This window comes from Olsenella sp. An290 (assembly GCF_002159535.1).
In the GTDB taxonomy this organism is placed as follows: domain Bacteria; phylum Actinomycetota; class Coriobacteriia; order Coriobacteriales; family Atopobiaceae; genus Thermophilibacter.
This window is the reverse complement of the sequence record NZ_NFIU01000010.1, coordinates 20103-37453: the sequence shown is the minus strand read 5'-3', so window position 1 is coordinate 37453 and position 17351 is coordinate 20103. Positions and strand designations below refer to the sequence as shown.

Below are 17351 nucleotides of genomic sequence, written 5' to 3'. Positions count from 1 at the left end.
GACCCCCATGGCCGGCAGCATCAACTACCAGACCGCTCGCTTCGAGGCGTCGTACGGCACCGTGGCGCAGCTTCCCGAGTCGACCACGCCCGAGGTCGCGGTTGCCGGCCGCTCCAACGTGGGCAAGTCGTCCCTGCTCAACAAGCTCTTCAACCGCAAGGGGCTCGTCAAGGTCTCCGCCACGCCCGGCAAGACGGCCAACATCAACTTCTTCGAGGTGGACGGCATCCGCTTCGTGGACCTGCCGGGATACGGGTTCGCGCGCGTCTCCCAGAAGGAGAAGCAGCGCTGGGCCAACCTCATCTCCGGCTACTTTGCCCAGGAGCGCAGCTTCAACCTCGTGATCGCCCTTGTCGACATCCGCCACGACGCGCAGCGCCTGGACCACGAGATGGTGGGATTCCTGCGCGAGAGCGGCCTCCCCTTTGTGGTGGCGCTCACCAAGGCGGACAAGCTCGGCCGCTCCAAGCAGGCCCAGCAGGCGGCGACCATCGCGCGCCAGCTGGGCATCGACCGCGAGCAGGTCGTGACCACCTCCTCGGAGACCGGCCAGGGCATCGACGAGCTGCGCCGCCGCATCGCCGAGGCCTGCCTGTAGACCCATCTCCAGCCATCCTCGCGGTTATGTGAATCGGGGACCGCCCCCCGGCCTACAGGACGCCGAGGTGCTCGAGAAGGACCTTGAGGCCGATCAAGATCAGCACGACGCCGCCCACGACACCCGCGGGCTTCTCGTAGCGCGCGCCGAAGAAGTGCCCCACGGCCACGCCCGCCAGCGAGAGGCAGAACGTGATGACGCCGATGAGCGTCACCGTGGGGACGATGTCCACGGAGAGCGCCGCGAACGAGATGCCCGCCGCCAGCGCGTCGATCGAGGTGGCCACCGCCAGCACGAGAAACTCCCGCAGGTCAACGTGGCTCGTGTCCTCGCAGTCGCAACAGCCCTCCTCCTCGTGGAACGCCTCCCAGAGCATCTTCCCGCCAATGAACGCGAGCAGGGCAAACGCCACCCAATGGTCGACCGGCGCGATGACCCCCATGAACTGGCTGCCGAGCGCCCAGCCGGCAAGCGGCATGAGCCCCTGGAAGCCCCCCAGGAAAAGCGCGAGCACCGCGGCCGTGCGCAGGTTGAGCCGGCGCATGCCGAGCCCCCGACAGATCGAGACGGCAAACGCGTCCATCGACAGCCCCACGGCAATGAGCAGCAGCTCCGCGATCCCCATAGCGTCCCCTCTCCCGCGCCGGTCCTGCGCAAAAAAAAGACCCGCGACCGGGTCTCCCCGTGCCGCGAGTCTCGTTGATTAAGGCGCGCCAGGCCCAGGGCCAGCATGTTGACGCGCCGCACGCCCGCTCGGCGTGCCACTACTCCCTCGTGGGTGTGGATGATACCACAGCCGCGCCCCTCTGTTTCGAGCCGGAAAACCGGCCCTCCCCCTCCTTGCGCCCCATCATGCTAAAGCGTATATTCGTCACCACGCTTTAGCGCAATAAAGTACCAGCGCCCGGGCGGCACCTCCGCGCCGGCCAAGAAGAACCTCGTGGAAGGAACTCCCATGGACAGAAGGTCTTTCATCCTCTCCTCCCTCACCGCGGCGGCACTTGCCGCCACCACGCTCGCCGGCTGCGGCGGCGCCCCCGCCGCGAGCGACGCCACCGAGCCCGCCGCTGAGGCCGGGACCGGCGCCGCGGAGACCGGCACGCTCATCGTGGGCTTTGACTCCGCCTACCCGCCCTACGGCTATGTGGGTGACGACGGCGAGTACACCGGCTTTGACCTCGAGCTCGCCCAGGAGGTCGCGGCGCGCAACGACTGGGAGGTCCAGCTCGAGCCCGTGGACTGGGACGCCAAGGACACCCTGCTCGACAGCGGCGCCATCAACTGCATCTGGAACGGATTCACCATGGAGGGCCGCGAGGGCGACTACACCTTCTCCGAGCCCTACATGCTCAACGCCCAGGTTGTCGTCGTGCGAGCCGACTCCGACATCAAGGGCCTCGACGACCTCGCCGGCAAGGCCGTGATCACGCAGGTCGACTCCGCCGCCTACAACGTGCTCGCCGGAGAGGACGCCGCGCAGGCGGAGCTTGCCGCCTCCTTCGGCAGCCTCGAGACCATCGGCGACTACAACACCGCCTTCATGCAGCTCGAGTCCGGCGCCGTGGACGCCGTGGCCTGCGACCTCTCCATCGCGGCGTACCAGCTCGCGGCCAAGCCCGACGCCTACGTCCAGATCGACGAGCCCCTCTCCGAGGAGCACTACGCCGTGGGCTTCAAGAAGGGCGACGACGCCACCGCCCAGAAGGTCACCGAGACCCTGCGCGCCATGGACGAGGACGGCTTTGTCCAGGAGCTCTGCGAGAAGTACGCGGACCAGGGCATCTCCTACGAGAACTGGTGCCTCGAGTAGCGACCCCAAGGGGCCGCGCGCTCTTGGACCCGAAAGGAGCCGTGTGGACACGCTCACCATGACGGGGATGCTCGGCGAGGGCTTCCTCGTGAGCCTTCAGATCTTCCTCCTCACCCTCGTGGGGTCGCTTCCGCTGGGGATGCTCGTCGCCTTTGCGCGCATGAGCTCGTTCAGGCCGCTCGCCCTTCTCGCCCGGCTCTACATCTCCCTCATGCGCGGCACCCCGCTCATGCTGCAGATGTTTGCCATCTACTTCGTGCCGTACTACGTCTTTGGCATCGGCCTCACCACGGACAGCAAGTGGCAGGCCACGATCGTGGCGTTCATCGTCAACTACGCCGCCTACTTCGCGGAGATCTACCGCTCGGGCATCCAGTCCATCCCGCGCGGCCAGCACGAGGCGGCCGAGGTGCTGGGGTACTCCCGCACGCAGACCTTCTGCCGCATCGTGCTGCCCCAGGTGGTCAAGCGCATCATGCCCTCCATGACCAACGAGGTGATCACGCTGGTCAAGGACACCTCGCTCGCCTTCTCCATCGGCGTCATCGAGATGTTCACCGTGGCCAAGCAGCTCGTGGCGAGCCAGGTCTCCATGCTGCCCTTTGCCATCGCGGCCGCGTTCTACTGGGTCTTCAACCTGCTCATCGACTTCGTCGCCGGGCGCATCGAGAGAAAGCTGGGCTACTACCATGACTAGCGGCACCGAAAGCGTCGTCTCCCTCGAGCACGCGCGGAAGAGCTTCGGCGACACCCCGGTGCTGCGCGACATCTCGCTCTCCGTGGCGCCTGGCGAGGTCGTGGCCGTGATCGGCCCCTCGGGCGGCGGCAAGTCCACGCTGCTGCGCTGCCTCACGCTCCTCGAGCGGCTCGACGACGGCAGCCTCTCCTACGGCGGGCTCAACGTGGCCTCGGGCGGGTCCTATGGCGAGAAGAACGTGCTCGCGCAGGCCCGCCAGCGCTTTGGCCTGGTGTTCCAGAACTACAACCTCTTCCCGCACTTTTCGGTCCTGAGAAACGTCATGGACGCGCCGGTGGTGGTGCAGGGCCGCCCGCGCGACGAGGCGGAGGCCGAGGCCCGGGCGCTCCTCGCCAAGATGGGGCTCGCGGGGAGCGAGGACAAGGTCCCCTGCCAGCTCTCCGGCGGCCAGCAGCAGCGCGCGAGCATCGCGCGGGCGCTGGCGCTCCACCCCAAGATCGTCTACTTTGACGAGCCCACGAGCGCCCTTGACCCCGAGCTCACGGCCGAGGTCCTGCGCGTCATCAAGGGCCTCGCGGCAGAGAGGATGACCATGGTCATCGTCACGCACGAGATGGGCTTTGCGCGCGAGGTCGCCGACCGCGTGGTCTTCATGGACGGCGGCGTCATCGTGGAGGAGGGGCCGGCCGAGCAGGTCATGGAGCACCCGCGCGAGGAGCGCACCCGTGCGTTCCTCCGCCAGCGCGAAGCGTAGGGGCGTGCAGAGGCGTGCAGGGGGGACAGGCACTTTTGCACGGACCTGCCGTGCAAAAGTGCCTGTCCCCCCTGAACGCCCCCCTGCACGCCTCTGCACGCCTTGCGCGCTCACTCCGCCGACTTGAGCGCCCCCACCATGTCCACGCGGTCAAGCGCGCGGTTGGTGACCACGTTCACGATGAGCGTGAAGACGAAGGCCAGTGACGCCGAGAGCACGTAGGTCAGCGGCTCGACCACCACGTCGAAGTAGAGCGACGGCATCCGCAAGATCCACGTGAGGCTGCGCGCGAGCGCGTATCCCATCGGCAGGCCCGCCGCTATGCCGATCCCCGTGAGGATGAGCGTCTCCTTGTTGATGTAGCGGTGCACCTCGGGGCGCTTGAAGCCAAGGACCTTGATCGTGGCGAGCTCGCGCTCGCGCTCGGAGATGTTGGTGTTGGAGAGCGTGAAGACCACCGTGAGCGAGAGCGCCGCCGCCAGGATGATGACCACGTACACCACGGTGTTGATGAGCGTGAACGCGCTCGAGAAGTCCCGCACGAGCTTCTGCGTGGAGAGGACGGAGAGCAGCCTGCCGTCCTGGGTGAGGCGCTCGGAGAGCGCGATCTGCTCGTCGGGGGTGCCCGAGAGGTGCGCGAGGAGCCCGTTGGCCTCGAACGCCCGGCCAAAGGCCTCCTCGTAGGCCCCCTGCGTCATGAAGATCGTGTTGCTCAGGTAGTTAAGGACGACCCCGCCCACGGCCACGGCGCCCTCGGCGAGCGTGGAGTCCTGAAGGCCCAGCTCGTCGCCCACGGCAAAGCCCATGACCTGCTCGGCGTTCTTGGTGATGAGGGCGGCGTCCCCGGGCAGGGAGAGCTCGGCGCCCGCCTCGTCGGTCAGGCGGACGTAGTCGGAGAGGCGGCTGGCCTCGCCCTCGGGCACCACCATGAGCTGCATGGTCTCCCGTCGGTCCCCAAAGCTCACCGTGAGGCTGTCGGTGTAGACGGCGAGGACGTCTTCCACCTCGGGGTCCGCGACGAGGTCGTCCGAGACGGCGGGCAGGTCGTCTGCGGAGGACACGACCATGAGGTCGTAGCGCGTCACGCCCCCGTCGCCGTACTGGCGGCCGGAGAGCGAGAGCACGGTGTCGCGGATGCCAAAGCCCGTGACGAGGAGCGCCACGCACCCGGCGATGCCAAACACCGTCATGAGGAAGCGGCGCTTGTAGCGGAAGATGTTGCGCGCCGTAACCTTGTTGAGGAAGCTCAGGCGCCGCCACACGGGCCCCACGTGCTCCAGGAAGATGCGCGACCCGGCCTTGGGCGCCTTGGGGCGCATGAGCTCGGCGGGAGACTCGTGAAGCTCGCGCCAGCAGGTGAACAGCGTCGCGCCCACGATCCCGGCGGCAAAGAGGGCCGAGGAGGCGAGCGCCCAGAGCGGGTCGAACCCAAAGGAGAACGCGGGCAGCGCGTACATGGTCGAGAAGAACGTGAAGAGGATGGCGGGCAGGGCCACGAAGCCGAGCGCGTTGCCCACGACGCCGCCGAGGGCGCAGGCGGCCAGCGCATAGAGCGCGTACTTGGACAGGACCTTGCCGCGACCGTAGCCGAGCGCCTTGTAGACGCCGATGAGCCCGCGCTCCTCCTCGACCATGCGCGTCATGGTGGTGAGGCTGATGAGCACCGCGACGGCAAAGAACACCACCGGAATCACGGCGCCGAGGGCCTCGATGGAGGAGGCGTCCGAGTCGACGGAGGCGTAGCTCGAGAGGCTCGAGCAATCCTGCACGTACCAGGTGGCGTCCGGGATGTCGGAGACCTCGGCGCGCGCGTCGGCGATCTGGGCGAGGGCGTCCTCGCGCTCCCGCTCGAGGGACTCGCGCCCCTCTTCGAGCTCCGCCTGGCCCGCGTCGAGCTCGGCGCGCCCTCCCTCGATCTGGTCCCAGCCGTCGGCGATCTGGGCGAGGGCGCTCGCGCGCTCGGAGGAGAGCTGGCTCGCGCCCGCGTCGAGCTCGGCGCGCCCCGCCTCGACCTGCTCCCAGCCGTCGGCGATCTGGTCGCGGGCCGCGGCAAGCCGGTCGTAGCCGGACCGCGCCTCGGCGAGCTGGGCCTCCCCGGACACGACCTGCGCCATGCCCGGAGCGAGCTGCGTGAGCTGCGCGACCATGTCGCGCACGCTCTGGAGCGTACCCGCCATCTGATCGGGCGTGACCGAGAGGACCTGGCGCAGCGCGTCCTGGACGCCCTCGGGCGCCTCGGCGATGAGCCCCTCGATCCGCGCGCGCACCTCCTCGGGCAGCCGTTCCCACGCGTCCTCGTAGCGCCCCATCGCCTCCTCGAACTCAGGCGAGCGGAGATAGGCCACGATCGCGTCGATCGAGGACGTCGCCTCGGCGACGAAGGGGTCGATGACGGCGCTCACCTCGGCGGCCGCGGCCTCGGCGTCGGAGGCGGTCGTGGCGGAGGAGAGGCGCGCCCAGGCGTCCGCCGGCCAGGCGCCCGCCGCCACGCCCGCGAGCATGGAGGCGCTCGCCTCGATGCTCGCGCGCGAGGAGACGAGCTGGTCGTGCGCGGACGAGAGCGCGGCGGGAATGCCGTCGACCGAGCAGCCGAGCCCCGCCGCGATCTGGGCGAGGCCGTCCGCGACCTGCGCCTCGCTCGCGCGGAGCTCGGCCTCGGCGGCGTCGAGCTCGGAGCGGCCGTTGTCGATCTGGGTCTGCGCGTCCCTCAGCTGGCGGTGCGCCTCGGCCTCCTGGGAGGAGAGCTCGGCCTCGGCGGCGTCGAGCTCGGAGCGGCCGTCGTCGATCTGGGCCTGCGCGTCCCTCAGCTCGTCCTCGGCCGCCCCGAGCTCGGAGAGGGCGTCGGCCTCCGCCTCGTCCACCTGCGCCGTGGCGTCCGCGCGCAGCCCCTCGCCGCGCGCCCGCTCCCGCTCGGCGCGGGCGTCCTCGACGCGCTGCTTCACCGCGTCCACGGTCGCCTCGTAGCCCGCCGCGTAGCACAGCGGCTCCTCCGCCCCCTCCACGCGCACGTAGGCCACGGTGTAGGCCTCCGCCGTCACGCAGTCGGGCAGGACGAAGAACGAGTACTGCGAGCTCCCCCCGGAGCGGAAGGACATCGTGCCCTCGCCCGCGTTGATCTCCATCGGGTCCAGCACGGACGCGATGATGGTGTACTCCTTGCGCTCGAAGACCTCCGCGGACGCGCCCTCGCCGGACACGTCGAGGTCCTTCTCGTCATCTGGCGCGCCGTCCCCGGAGGCGTCGTCGGCACCGCGGAAGGTGACGGTGTCCCCCAGGCAGAGGCCCGACTCCTTGAGGAAGCGCTCCGTGACGGCGACCTGGTCGTCGCGCGTGGGGAGGTGCCCCTCCAGGACCACGGGCTCGTTCAGCCCGTTGGGCGAGAGCGCCTTGACGTCGACCTTCTCGGCCGAGGACCCCACCTGGGTGTAGCAGGTCTCCGTCCAGCCTCCCTCCGCGCTCTCCACGCCCGGCAGCGCCGCGAGCGCGGCCACGTCCTCGTCCGTGAGGCCGAGCGTGGACTGCACCCGCACGTCAAAGAGCTGCTGGGCGTCAAAGAACGCGTCGGCGGACTCGCGCAGGTCGGCGCAGGCGGCGCGCAGGCCCACGAGCATGGTCACGCCAAGGGCGGTGATGGTCACCAGGGCGAAGAAGCGCTTGAGGCTCCCGAGCACCGTTCGCACGGCGCCCCTGGCAAAGGCGGATGAGATGTGGCGCCGGCCGCGCACGGCTACCACTCGATCTGGGCGATCGGGGTGGGGTCGGGGTTGACCGTCATGTCCGTCACGCGGCCGCTCTTAAAGCGGATGAGGCGGTCGGCCATGTCCGCGAGCGCCGCGTTGTGCGTCACAATGACCACCGTGATCTTCTCGGTGCGGCACATGTCCTGGAGGAGCTGGAGGATCTGCTTGCCCGTCTGGTAGTCGAGGGCGCCCGTGGGCTCGTCGCACAGCAGCAGCTTGGGGTTCTTGGCCAGCGCGCGCGCGATGGAGACGCGCTGCTGCTCGCCGCCGGAGAGTTGGGCCGGGAAGTTGTTCAGGCGCTCGGCGAGGCCCACCTTGGCCAGGGTCTCGGCCGGGTCGAGCGAGTCCGGGCAGATCTGGGTGGCCAGCTCCACGTTCTCGAGCGCCGTGAGGTTGGGCACGAGGTTGTAGAACTGAAAGACAAAGCCCACGTCCGCGCGACGATAGAGCACGAGCTCGGACTCGGTGGCGGTGCTGATGTCGCGCCCGCCCACGACCACGGTGCCCGACGTGGCGGAGTCCATGCCGCCGAGGATGTTGAGGGCCGTGGTCTTGCCCGCGCCCGACGCGCCCAGAATCACGGCGAGCTCGCCCTGCTCCACGACAAAGCTCGCGCCGTCGAGCGCGTTGATCTTGGCGCCGCCCTCGCCATAGGTGCGCACGACATCGGTGAACTCGATGTAGGGCATCGCGTCTCCCCTCCCGCCGGGCGCCCTCCGGGCGCATTGCTCGACAGCGTGTTGTCTAACAAGAAGTATACTGACGGTGGGGGCGCGGCGAGCCATCCGCTCGACACGAGGCGCGCAAGTGTCGCGCGCTCCTTGGGACCGTCACAGAGCTTGGGGGCAGGCATGAGGAAGCAGCCGCAGGTCACGGAGCAGACGCGGGCCAACCTTCGCCAGGCGTTCTGGGAGCTCTACGAGGAGCGGCCGCTGGAGAGGATCTCCGTGCGCGAGATCACGGACCGGGCCGGCTACAACCGCGCGACCTTCTACCTCTACTACCACGACGTCTACGAGCTGCTCGAGGAGATCGAGGGGCGGGTGCTCGGCGTGATCGAGCACCTGGTCAACGAGCGCCTGCTCAAGGGGGAGCGCCTCGAGTTCTCCCAGCACATGGGGCTCATCCTGCGCCTCGCCCAGAAGTCGCGCCGCTTCACCAAGGTGCTCCTGGGCGAGCACGGCGACCCCGCCTTCACGCGGCGGCTCAAGGAGATCATCTCCCCGCTCGTCGACCGCTTCTTCCTGCCGGAGGAGCCCCTCGGCGAGCAGGCGGAGCTCGTGGTCCGCGAGTTCTACCTCTCCGGCGTGGTGTCCACCATCCGCACCTGGACCGCGGAGGACGACCCCATGCCCATCGACCAGCTCATCAACCTGCTCGTGCGCTACGTGCTGTAGGCGGCGGCCGGAGCCTCGCCGAGGCTTGCCGGTGCCGGTGCCGGTGCGCCCGCCGGGCGCAGCTCAAGGCGTGCCGAGAAGAGCGGGGCGTCCCCGTCGCTCACCCCCACCAAGAGCGAGCCGCCCATGGCCTCCGCAAGCGCGCGGGCGACGGCGAGGCCGAGCCCGGTGCCGCCGGAGGCGCGCGAGGCGTCGCCCTGGTAGAAGCGCTCGGTGAGGCGCGCGGGGTCGAGCCGGGCGGCGTCCGCCGGCGCGACGGGGTTCCTCACCGTGAGCGCCGTGCCCGCCACGTGCACGAGCGGCGCGCCGGAGCCGTGCGCAAGGGCGTTTTCCAACAGGTTGTCGATCACGCGCGCAAGGGCGTCCGGTGCGGCGAGCGCAGGCGAGGTCCGGTCAAGGCGCACGTCCGGCTCCCAGCCGCGCTCGCCGAAGGCCTCGTAGCGGGCGGCAAGCGCGTCGGCAACGACCAGGGCGAGGTCGCAGGGCTTGAGCTCCGGCCGCCAGGACGGGTCTGCCGCGCGGGCGTAGGCGAAGAGGTCATCGGTGAGCGCGCGCATGGCGGCAAGGCGCTCCTCCACGCCGTCAAGGTAGCGCGCGACGCGCCCGGGGTCCGTCGTGCGACGAGCGAGCTGCAGGTAGCCCTGGGCGCCCGCGAGCGGCGTGCGGATGTCGTGGGAGAGCGCGGCGAGCTGCTCTCGGAAGCGCTCGTCGGCGCGGCGGCGAGCGAGGTCGCGCTCGAGGTCCGCGTCGAGGTGACGGTCGATCGCGCGGGCGAGCCCGGCCACGGCGGGGTCTGCGGACGTGAGGCGCGCCCGGGCGGCCGGGGCCACGGCCGCCCGGTCGAGCAGCTCTGAGAGAGCCGCGAGGTCGCGCCGCGCCGATGGCGCGAGAGGCCGGTCGCGCATGGTCACACCGCCCGCCTTGCCATGAGGGCGCGGGCCAGGGCAAAGAGGGCCGCGAGCCACACGAGCGGGACCAGGCACCCGCCCATGAACCCAACGGGCTGGACGCCCCCGGGGAACGTGACCGTGGTCACGAACGCCTGCATGGGCAGGATGTTCCTGAGCACGTCCATGACCGCCGCGACGTCGAGGTGCGGGGCGTCCAAGACGGAGAGGCACTTCGCAACGACGAGCAGGAGGGTCATGGAGAGGCGGGGGATCCCCAGCAGGAGCGCGACGAGCAGCGAGACGGCGGCCCTTCTTGCCGCCAGCCCCACAAGAAGGACGAGCTCCGCGTATGCCAGGACGGAGAGGTACTGGGCGAGCAGGCGCGAGGGCGCGTGCATGGCCGGCGCCGACACCACGAGCGAGAGCTCCGGGTGCCCCACCGCGGCCATCGCCAGGTCGGCGAGCAGCGTGACCGCAAAGACGAGCGCCGTGGAGACGGCGACGGCCAGAAAGCGCGCGGCCACGTAGCGCGCGCGGCCGTCCTGCGCGCAGGTCGCCGACCGCAGGCCGCAGGCCGCGTCGTCCTCCGCCGTCACGCCCACAGCGGCAAAGCAGCAGATGAAGGGGGTCGCAAAGAGCCCGATCAGCGAGTCCTGGCCGCCAAAGCTCGCGCCGTGCGCGCCCAGCCACGCGACGCACGCCTCCTGGGCGAGCACGAGCAGCAGGGCTATGAGGAGATAGACGTTGCGACGGAGCAGGTAGAGGGCGGACCTGATCTGGTTTGCCATGCTGATCACCTCACGCATCGCTGCGCATCACGCGCAGGTAGAAGAGGGCGGACGAAGCGGCGAGATAGACGAGGGGAAGGGCGAAGAAGCGCACGGGGTCGGTGATGGCAAAGCTCTCCACGAGGCCATGGAGCATGAGGGGGTCGAGAAGCGCCTCCGTGACGTCCACGCGCGCAAAGCCGGTGACGAGGAAGAGCACCCACTTGAGCGTGCTGCCCAGGGCGCCCCGCGTGATGAGGTAGGTCACGACGATCGTCCACCCCAGGCCGCGCCCGCCGACAGAAAAGACCAGGCAGACGACAGCGAACGCCCAGCCCACGAGCAGGCGCACAAACGTGAGGGCAAAAAGCTCGGGCAGCGGCGTCCCGTCAAAGGCGACGCCCGGCACGACCGCCACGACAAGCCCCAAAAGGCACGCCCAGAGAGTCAGGGCACAGGCGAGGACGCCCGCCAGAATGACATGGGACGCCACAAAGCCCGCGCGCCCGCCCTCGGCCACGACGCTCGCGCGCCAGCCGTGATGGTCCCACCCGTGCTGGAGCAGGCCGCTCACGGCAAACGCGGTGCCAAAGACGACGGCCGTGTCGAGGAGCCCGGCGAACGTGTACTCAAAGGTGACGGTGACGTAGCCCCTCCCCCCATCCCAGGCGTGCATGACGAGCGTGGGCAGGAGCATGAGCGCCGGCAGCGCGAGCGCGCCCTTCACGTAGGCGTCGCGCGAGGCAAGGTAGAGCGTGGCGCGGAGCTGGTTTCCGAGAGCGGTCATGGGACTCACCGGTCCTTCTCGCCCGGCGCGCCGTCGATGGCGCGCACGAGCTCGGCCTCGAGGTCGGGCCGGGAGACGGAGAGCTCCGTCACGGCGATGCCCGCGGCAAGCAGGACCTGGGAGAGCACGGCGCGGTCCGGCTCGCCGCCGCCCGGCGCGCTCACGCGCAGGGCGTCGTCGGGCAGCACGCGCACCGTGAGGCCGGGGAGCTCCTCGGCAAGCACGGCCACCGCCCGCTCCGGCGCGTCCACGCGCAGCATGAGATAGGTGGCGCAGGCGTCGGCCAGCTCTTCGGCGGTGAGGGTGCGCGTGAGGGCGCCGCCGCGCATGATGCCGTAGTGCGTGCAGATGCGCTCGAGGTGCGAGAGGACGTGCGAGCTCACGACGACGGTCACGCCGCGCTCGCGGCTGAGGCGGGCGAACAGGTCGCGCAGCTCGGCAGCCCCGGCGGGGTCGATCCCGTTGAGCGGCTCGTCCAGGAGCAGCACCTCGGGGCTGCCAAGCAGCGCCAGGGCAACGCCGAGTCGCTGGCGCTGTCCGGAGGAGAGGTCGTCCACGTAGGTGCCGCGGGGCCAGAGGAGGCGGCGACGGCCGTCTCCGGCCGTGCGCTCGTCGAGCCCGACGGCGGCGAGGGCCTCCCTGCAGGCCCGGTGCGGGTCCGGCAGGCCCAGGACCAAGGCGCGGTTCATGAGGTTCTCGAAGGCGTCGAGCCGGCCGTAAACGCCGGGCGCCTCCACGAGCACCCCGAGCCGCGGGTCGGACTCGCAGGGGCGCAGCTGGCGCCCGAGCACGCTCACGGTGCCGGCGTCCTGGCGCATGAGGCCGGAGATGAGCTTGAGCAGGGTTGACTTGCCGGCGCCGTTCTTGCCGACGAGGCCAAAGACCGAGCCCGCGGGCACCTCGAGGCTCACGTCGCGCACGGCGCGGACCGCCCCGCGTCCAAAGGACTTGCTAAGACCGGACGTCTTGATTGCGCTTGCTGCCATGGCGCCCCCCTTCCTCAGGTTGTAATCAGCGTACCCGGGAAGTGTGGGCAAACCCTTCAGAGACCTACAAGACTTCGACAAGAAGCGCGGGTGTGCAAGGGGTGTGCAGGGGGTGTGCAAGGGGGACAGTCACTTTTGCACGCGTTTCCAGCGTGCAAAAGTGACTGTCCCCCTTGCACACCGCCCCCCTTGCACAGCGCTACGCGGAGAGCTTGAAGCCGATGCCCCAGACGGTCTGAAGGTAGGCGTCGGTACCGGAGGGACGCAGCTTGGCGCGCAGGTTGCTCACGTGCGTGGCGATGGTGCGCTCCTCGGAAAGGGCCTCCTCGCCGGCAACCAGCTCAAAGAGCGCCCGCTTGGTAAAGACGCGCCCGGGCTCGGACATCATGGCGGCAAGGATGCCAAACTCGGTGCGGGTGAGCCGCAGCGGCGCGCCGTCAACGGCAAACGCTCGCGCCGCAGGGTCGAGCTCCCACCTGCCAAAGCGCAGCGTTGCGGAGCCCCGCGCGGGCGCTCCCTCGCCCCGCCCGCGCAGCTGCACCTCCACGCGAGCCAGGAGCTCGTCAAGGTCGAAGGGCTTGACCAGGTAGTCGCTCGCGCCCAGGCGCAGAAGGCCCACGCGGTCGGTCACGGCAGACTTTGCCGAGGTCACGATCACCGGCGCGCCCATGCCCGCGTCCCGCAGCCGCCCGACGAGCTCCTCGCCGGGGACGCCCGGCAACATGAGGTCCAAGATCACGAGGTCAAAGGGCTGGCTCTTCTCGCCTGCGCGCTCGGCGAGCAGCAGGGCCTCGGTGCCGGAGAACGCCGGCACGCAGGCGTAGCCCTCCCCTCCGAGAAAGTCGCAGACCACCTCGGAGAGCGCGGCGTCATCCTCGACCACGAGGACGCGGGGGCTGTCGGCGCGCGTGTCCATGGGGACAGTATAGACCCGGCCGCGCCGGGTGACGCACGGGCCGGCGGCCGAACCGTCGGGCCTCCGGGGCCGAATCGGGCGCCGCGACCGCCCCCGAAGGCTACCCGGACGAGTGTTGTGCACTTTTTTGCGGCATCCGCGAGTACCCAACTTTTTTAGGGCTCTGTTTGAGCAGGTAGAGAAATGACACCTCCCAGGCAGTACTTAAGAGGTGCCCGAAAAAGTACCCAACAGTTCATAGTGGCGGCAAAAGAGCGGCCCCGCGCGGCACCCGCGGGCCGAGCGCTGGCAATGGCGCCCGAGGAAGCCGGGCAGCTCCGCCGCGCGGGCGTGCCTGCCGCGCCGCGGGACGCGCGGGCTAGTGGTCGAACGGCCATCCGCCCGACGCAAGGGTCTCGATCGCGGCGGCGACGGCGTCGTCCTCGCAGGCGCCGACGTGCCAGCGCGCGGCGGCGGCCGCCTCGGGCGTGGCGCCCTCAACTGCCACCGCGTGCCACGCCGCTGAGAACATGGGCAGGTCGTTGTCGGCATCACCAAAGACCACGACCTCGTCAAGCCCCACGCCCAGGCGCTCGGCCACCCACCTCACCGCGGCGCCCTTGTTCCAGGCATGCGGCATGATGTTGGAGTAGGTGGGCATCGCGCGGTCCACGTCGAGCTCGGGCACCTCGGCGTTGAGGCGCGCAACGAGCTCGGCCGCGGCCGCCTCCCCCGCGCCCGTGAAGACGTTGGCCTTCACCACGGGAAAGTCGGGAAGCTCGCGCGTCACGCGGCAGCGCTCGGCGTAGGCCGGGAAGTGCGCGGCGAGCACGTCGAGCGAGCCCTCGACGAGCAGCGGCGTCGCGTCGTCAAAGCAGACCAGGCCCGCGCCCGGCGTGCCCGCCACGATGGCGCGCAGGCGCTCGAGGGCGCCCGGATCGAGCGTGCGCTCGAGCACGCACTCGCCACCCAGATAGACCTGCATGCCGTTGGTCGCGAGCGCCGTGGCGCAGCACGCCGCGTCCCCGCCAAAGAACTCCGGAATCCACGGGTAGCCGCGGCCGCTTGCGGGACCCACGTAGATGCCCGCATCGAGCGCCGCGTGAAACGCCGCCACGGTGCGCTCGGAGACCCGACGCTGGCCGCGCGACAGGATGGTGCCGTCGATGTCCGTGAGGATGAGCCGTACCGGCGCGCTCATGCCGTCCCCTCCCCCATGCCGCAGATGACGTGGCACCCAAGCTCGGACGCGTCCGCGCCCACGAGCCCCTCCGGGTCCGCGTCCATGATAACCGCCTCGACCTCCGCGAGCGTGCCAAACCAGAGGAGTCCCGGCGCGCCCACCTTGCTCCGGTCCATGAGCACGTAGGCCCTTGTCGCGCACCCCAGAAAAGCACGCTTGAGCTCGGCCATGTCCTGGTTGTTGGTCATGAGGCCGCGCCCGGGCACGTAGGAGGTGGGCGTGACGAAGGCCTTGTCCGGGTGCAGCTGCTCGAGCGTGCGCAGGGCGAGCGGGCCCGCCGTGTAGCGATGCCCCTTGCGAAGGCTCCCGCCCAGCATGATGACGTCGAGCGAGGGTGCCGAGCGGTCCACGTAGTCGGCGATCGTGAAGTCGTCCGTGACCACGGTGACCCCGCGCCGCCCCGAGATGGCGCGAACGAGCTCGAGGGCCGTCGTGCCCGAGTCCACGAGCACGGCGTCCCCGTCCTCCACAAGCGGGGCCGCAAGTCGTGCGATGGCGCGCTTGGCCTCGGCGTTCACGTTGACGCGCCGGTCCTGGACGGACACCGTGAGCGTCTTGGAGAGCGACACGGCGCCGCCGTGGGTGCGGCGGAGCTTGCCGTCGCGGGCCAGGGCGTCGAGGTCGCCGCGCACGGTGACGCGGCTCACGCCAAAGGCGTCGGCAAGCTGCGTGACCTGCACGGACGTCGCCCGGTCGAGCATGTCAAGGATGGCGGCGCGCCGTTCCTCCGGTGAGGTCGCGTCCATCGGGCCTCCGTTCTTCTTGTGCGTGGAAAGGGGACTGTCACTTTTCCACGCTCCGCAGGAGTTGTGCACGAATTGTGTTGTCTTTTCTTTCCTTTTAGACAAAATATCACAGCGTCTTTTCTTGCGTTTTGGCAAATCGTAACGTCGCGCCCGGCGCTCTCCCTCGCCGAGGGCACTCACGCGCGGCCCGTCGGGGAAAACGGCCTGCGCTTCCTTTCCTTCTGCGCCCGGCAGACCGCCGCCTGCCGCCGCTCACGCGCGCACGGAGCCGCAAACGCTCGTACAATAGGGCCTGACATGCGGTTTGAGCCGAGAGGCACCGGGCCTGTCGGCGTGTGGAAGGGAGAGCAGATGCTCGTCACCACGAAGGAAATGCTTCTTGACGCCCAGGCCAACCACTATGCGGTCGGCGCCTTCAACATCGAGAGCCTCGAGTTCGTCATGGCCGTGCTCGCGGCCGCCGAGGAGACCAAGTCCCCGGTGATCATGCAGACCACGCCCGGCACCGTGAAGTTTGCCGGCCTGGACTACTTCTACGGCATGGTCAAGGCTGCGGCCGAGCGCGCGAGCGTGCCGGTGGCCCTGCACCTCGACCACGGCGACGGCTATGACCGCTGCATGCAGGCCCTGCGCACGGGCTACACCTCCGTCATGATCGACGGCTCCCACGAGACCTTCGAGGACAACATCGCCCTCACCAAGCTCGTCGCCGACGCCGGCCGCGCCATGGGCGTGCCCGTCGAGGCCGAGCTCGGCAAGGTCGGCGGCAAGGAGGACGACGGCCCGGCGGTCGAGGGCGAGAACCCCTACACCGACCCCGACGAGGCCCGCGAGTTCGTCGAGCGCACCGGCTGCACGTCGCTCGCCATTGGCGTGGGCACCGCGCACGGCGTCTACACTGAGACCCCGCACATCGAGCAGGAGGTCGTGAAGGCCATCCGCGCCGCCGTCGACGTGCCGCTCGTGCTCCACGGCACCTCCGGCGTGCCCGACGAGCAGGTCGCCGAGGCCGTCAAGAACGGCATCTGCAAGGTCAACTACGCCACCGAGCTGCGTCAGGCCTACATGCGCGGCTTCATGGGCTACATGGCCGAGAACCCCGGCGCCTTCGATCCCAAGAAGCCGGCCAAGCCGGGCATGGCCGAGATCACCAAGATTGTCAAGATCCGCATGGAGAACCTCGGTTCTGTGGGCCGCGCGTAGCCTGAGCTCGCATCGTGCATGGGCCCCGCGGCTGCGCGGGGCCCTTTTTTGTGGCCGGCGGGCGTGCCGGGCGGGCCGGACGGGCGCGGCGGGAGAGAGGGGCGCCGGGGCACGGGCGGGAACCGCTGGCGGCGGGGGTTCTTCTCGGCCGGACCCCTGATTAACGCACAAAATCTGACTTTTCCGTAATGGCAACCTGCGGATATGTGAAACGAAAGCAGATTATGTGCGTTAATCGCAAGCGCGCGGCCCGCCGGCCACGCACCCACGCGCTCACGCGAGGGGCCCGGCGCGTCGGCGCGCCGGGCCCCGGGACGTGCGGGCATGTGGCCGCTCGGCCGCTAGGCGTTCTTCTCGAGCGCCTCGTTGAGGAGCCGCGCGATCTCTGCGGCGTCGGAGGCCGCGGAGAGCTGGTCGCGGACGGACTCGTCCATGAGCATGACCGCGACGCGCGAGAGCAGCTGGAGGTGCGTGGTCCCGGCCTGGGAGGCGGGAGTGAGCAGCGCGATGGCGCAGGTGATGGGCTTGCCGTCCATGGAGGACCAGCTCACGCCCGCCGGGAAGCGCGCCACGAGGACGCCCGCCTCACGGATGGCGTCCGACTTGGCGTGCGGGATGGCGAAGCCGCCCATGAGGCCCGTGGTGCCCTCGGCCTCGCGCGCCTTGAAGGCGTCGACGAGAGCGGCGGCATCGTCGGCGAACCCCGCCGAGACGGCCTTCTCCGCAAGGGCGGCGAGGGCCTCGTCGACCGTGGTGGCCGGGCACTCGAGCATGACGTTGGACTCGGAGACGAACGCGCTCATGATGACTCCTTACTCTGCGGCCTCTTCGCCGCGGC

17 protein-coding genes are annotated in these 17351 nt (G+C 69.9%); 6 read left to right on the top strand and 11 right to left on the bottom strand.

Translation table 11 applies throughout. From position 1 onward, the window contains the following. Positions 1-7: 7 nt before the first annotated feature. Positions 8-598: a ribosome biogenesis GTP-binding protein YihA/YsxC gene (gene yihA / locus B5F84_RS06800; RefSeq protein WP_087322121.1), complete on the top strand. Its 591-nt coding sequence runs from the start codon at positions 8-10 to the stop codon at positions 596-598. A gap of 52 nt (positions 599-650) precedes the next feature. On the opposite strand, the gene B5F84_RS06795 is transcribed toward yihA, so the two are convergent. After that, entirely contained in the window at positions 651-1223 is a 573-nt protein-coding gene (locus B5F84_RS06795; protein ID WP_087322119.1) for a manganese efflux pump MntP family protein, read from the bottom strand. A 330-nt stretch (positions 1224-1553) separates the two neighbouring features. Between B5F84_RS06795 and B5F84_RS06790 the strand changes: the two genes are divergently transcribed. The 3 genes from B5F84_RS06790 to B5F84_RS06780 are packed head-to-tail and all read left to right on the top strand — an operon-like array spanning position 1554 to position 3859. Continuing rightward, on the top strand, positions 1554-2408 hold the full coding sequence (locus tag B5F84_RS06790) for a transporter substrate-binding domain-containing protein (protein ID WP_087322116.1): 855 nt from the start codon (positions 1554-1556) through the stop codon (positions 2406-2408). A gap of 58 nt (positions 2409-2466) precedes the next feature. Further along, positions 2467-3105: an amino acid ABC transporter permease gene (locus B5F84_RS06785; RefSeq protein ID WP_087322161.1), complete on the top strand. Its 639-nt coding sequence runs from the start codon at positions 2467-2469 to the stop codon at positions 3103-3105. Then, complete coding sequence (locus tag B5F84_RS06780; protein ID WP_087322114.1) at positions 3098-3859, top strand: amino acid ABC transporter ATP-binding protein; 762 nt, start codon at positions 3098-3100, stop codon at positions 3857-3859. The genes B5F84_RS06785 and B5F84_RS06780 overlap by 8 nt, the downstream gene beginning before the upstream one ends. A 110-nt stretch (positions 3860-3969) precedes the next feature. Here B5F84_RS06780 and B5F84_RS06775 read toward each other — a convergent pair whose 3' ends face one another. Together B5F84_RS06775 and B5F84_RS06770 are read right to left on the bottom strand one after the other, a co-directional pair. Next, entirely contained in the window at positions 3970-7539 is a 3570-nt protein-coding gene (locus B5F84_RS06775) for an FtsX-like permease family protein (RefSeq protein WP_239378301.1), read from the bottom strand. Between the two features lie 47 nt (positions 7540-7586). Further along, complete coding sequence (locus B5F84_RS06770; RefSeq protein ID WP_087322110.1) at positions 7587-8288, bottom strand: ABC transporter ATP-binding protein; 702 nt, start codon at positions 8286-8288, stop codon at positions 7587-7589. Positions 8289-8450: 162 nt separating this feature from the next. Here B5F84_RS06770 and B5F84_RS06765 point away from each other — a divergent pair, with 162 nt between their 5' ends. Beyond that, positions 8451-8996: a TetR/AcrR family transcriptional regulator gene (locus tag B5F84_RS06765; RefSeq protein ID WP_087322108.1), complete on the top strand. Its 546-nt coding sequence runs from the start codon at positions 8451-8453 to the stop codon at positions 8994-8996. Here B5F84_RS06765 and B5F84_RS06760 read toward each other — a convergent pair. The 7 genes from B5F84_RS06760 to B5F84_RS06730 all read right to left on the bottom strand — a co-directional run bounded on the left by B5F84_RS06760 (position 8984) and on the right by B5F84_RS06730 (position 15310). Then, positions 8984-9901: a HAMP domain-containing sensor histidine kinase gene (locus tag B5F84_RS06760; RefSeq protein ID WP_143786069.1), complete on the bottom strand. Its 918-nt coding sequence runs from the start codon at positions 9899-9901 to the stop codon at positions 8984-8986. The genes B5F84_RS06765 and B5F84_RS06760 overlap by 13 nt on opposite strands. 2 nt (positions 9902-9903) lie before the next feature. Beyond that, on the bottom strand, positions 9904-10674 hold the full coding sequence (locus B5F84_RS06755) for a hypothetical protein (RefSeq protein WP_087322104.1): 771 nt from the start codon (positions 10672-10674) through the stop codon (positions 9904-9906). Between the two features lie 10 nt (positions 10675-10684). After that, positions 10685-11440: a hypothetical protein gene (locus B5F84_RS06750; protein ID WP_087322102.1), complete on the bottom strand. Its 756-nt coding sequence runs from the start codon at positions 11438-11440 to the stop codon at positions 10685-10687. Between the two features lie 5 nt (positions 11441-11445). After that, positions 11446-12426, bottom strand: a complete 981-nt coding sequence (locus B5F84_RS06745) for an ABC transporter ATP-binding protein (RefSeq protein WP_087322100.1) — start codon at positions 12424-12426, stop codon at positions 11446-11448. A 199-nt stretch (positions 12427-12625) separates the two neighbouring features. Beyond that, positions 12626-13342, bottom strand: coding sequence for a response regulator transcription factor (locus B5F84_RS06740; protein ID WP_087322098.1), 717 nt, complete (start codon positions 13340-13342; stop codon positions 12626-12628). A 358-nt stretch (positions 13343-13700) separates the two neighbouring features. Next, positions 13701-14522 (bottom strand): HAD family hydrolase, encoded by an 822-nt coding sequence (locus B5F84_RS06735; RefSeq protein WP_087322097.1) that lies wholly within the window; start codon positions 14520-14522, stop codon positions 13701-13703. Beyond that, entirely contained in the window at positions 14519-15310 is a 792-nt protein-coding gene (locus B5F84_RS06730; protein WP_087322095.1) for a DeoR/GlpR family DNA-binding transcription regulator, read from the bottom strand. Before B5F84_RS06730 ends, B5F84_RS06735 begins: the two co-directional genes overlap by 4 nt. Before the next feature lie 351 nt (positions 15311-15661). Here B5F84_RS06730 and B5F84_RS06725 point away from each other — a divergent pair, with 351 nt between their 5' ends. Next, positions 15662-16513: a class II fructose-bisphosphate aldolase gene (locus B5F84_RS06725; RefSeq protein ID WP_087322093.1), complete on the top strand. Its 852-nt coding sequence runs from the start codon at positions 15662-15664 to the stop codon at positions 16511-16513. Between the two features lie 341 nt (positions 16514-16854). Here the strand turns inward: B5F84_RS06725 and B5F84_RS06720 are convergent, their stop codons facing one another. After that, positions 16855-17316 carry a fructose PTS transporter subunit IIA gene (locus B5F84_RS06720; RefSeq protein ID WP_087322091.1) on the bottom strand — a complete coding sequence of 154 codons (462 nt, stop codon included), beginning with the start codon at positions 17314-17316 and terminating at the stop codon, positions 16855-16857. Between the last annotated feature and the right edge of the window lie 35 nt (positions 17317-17351).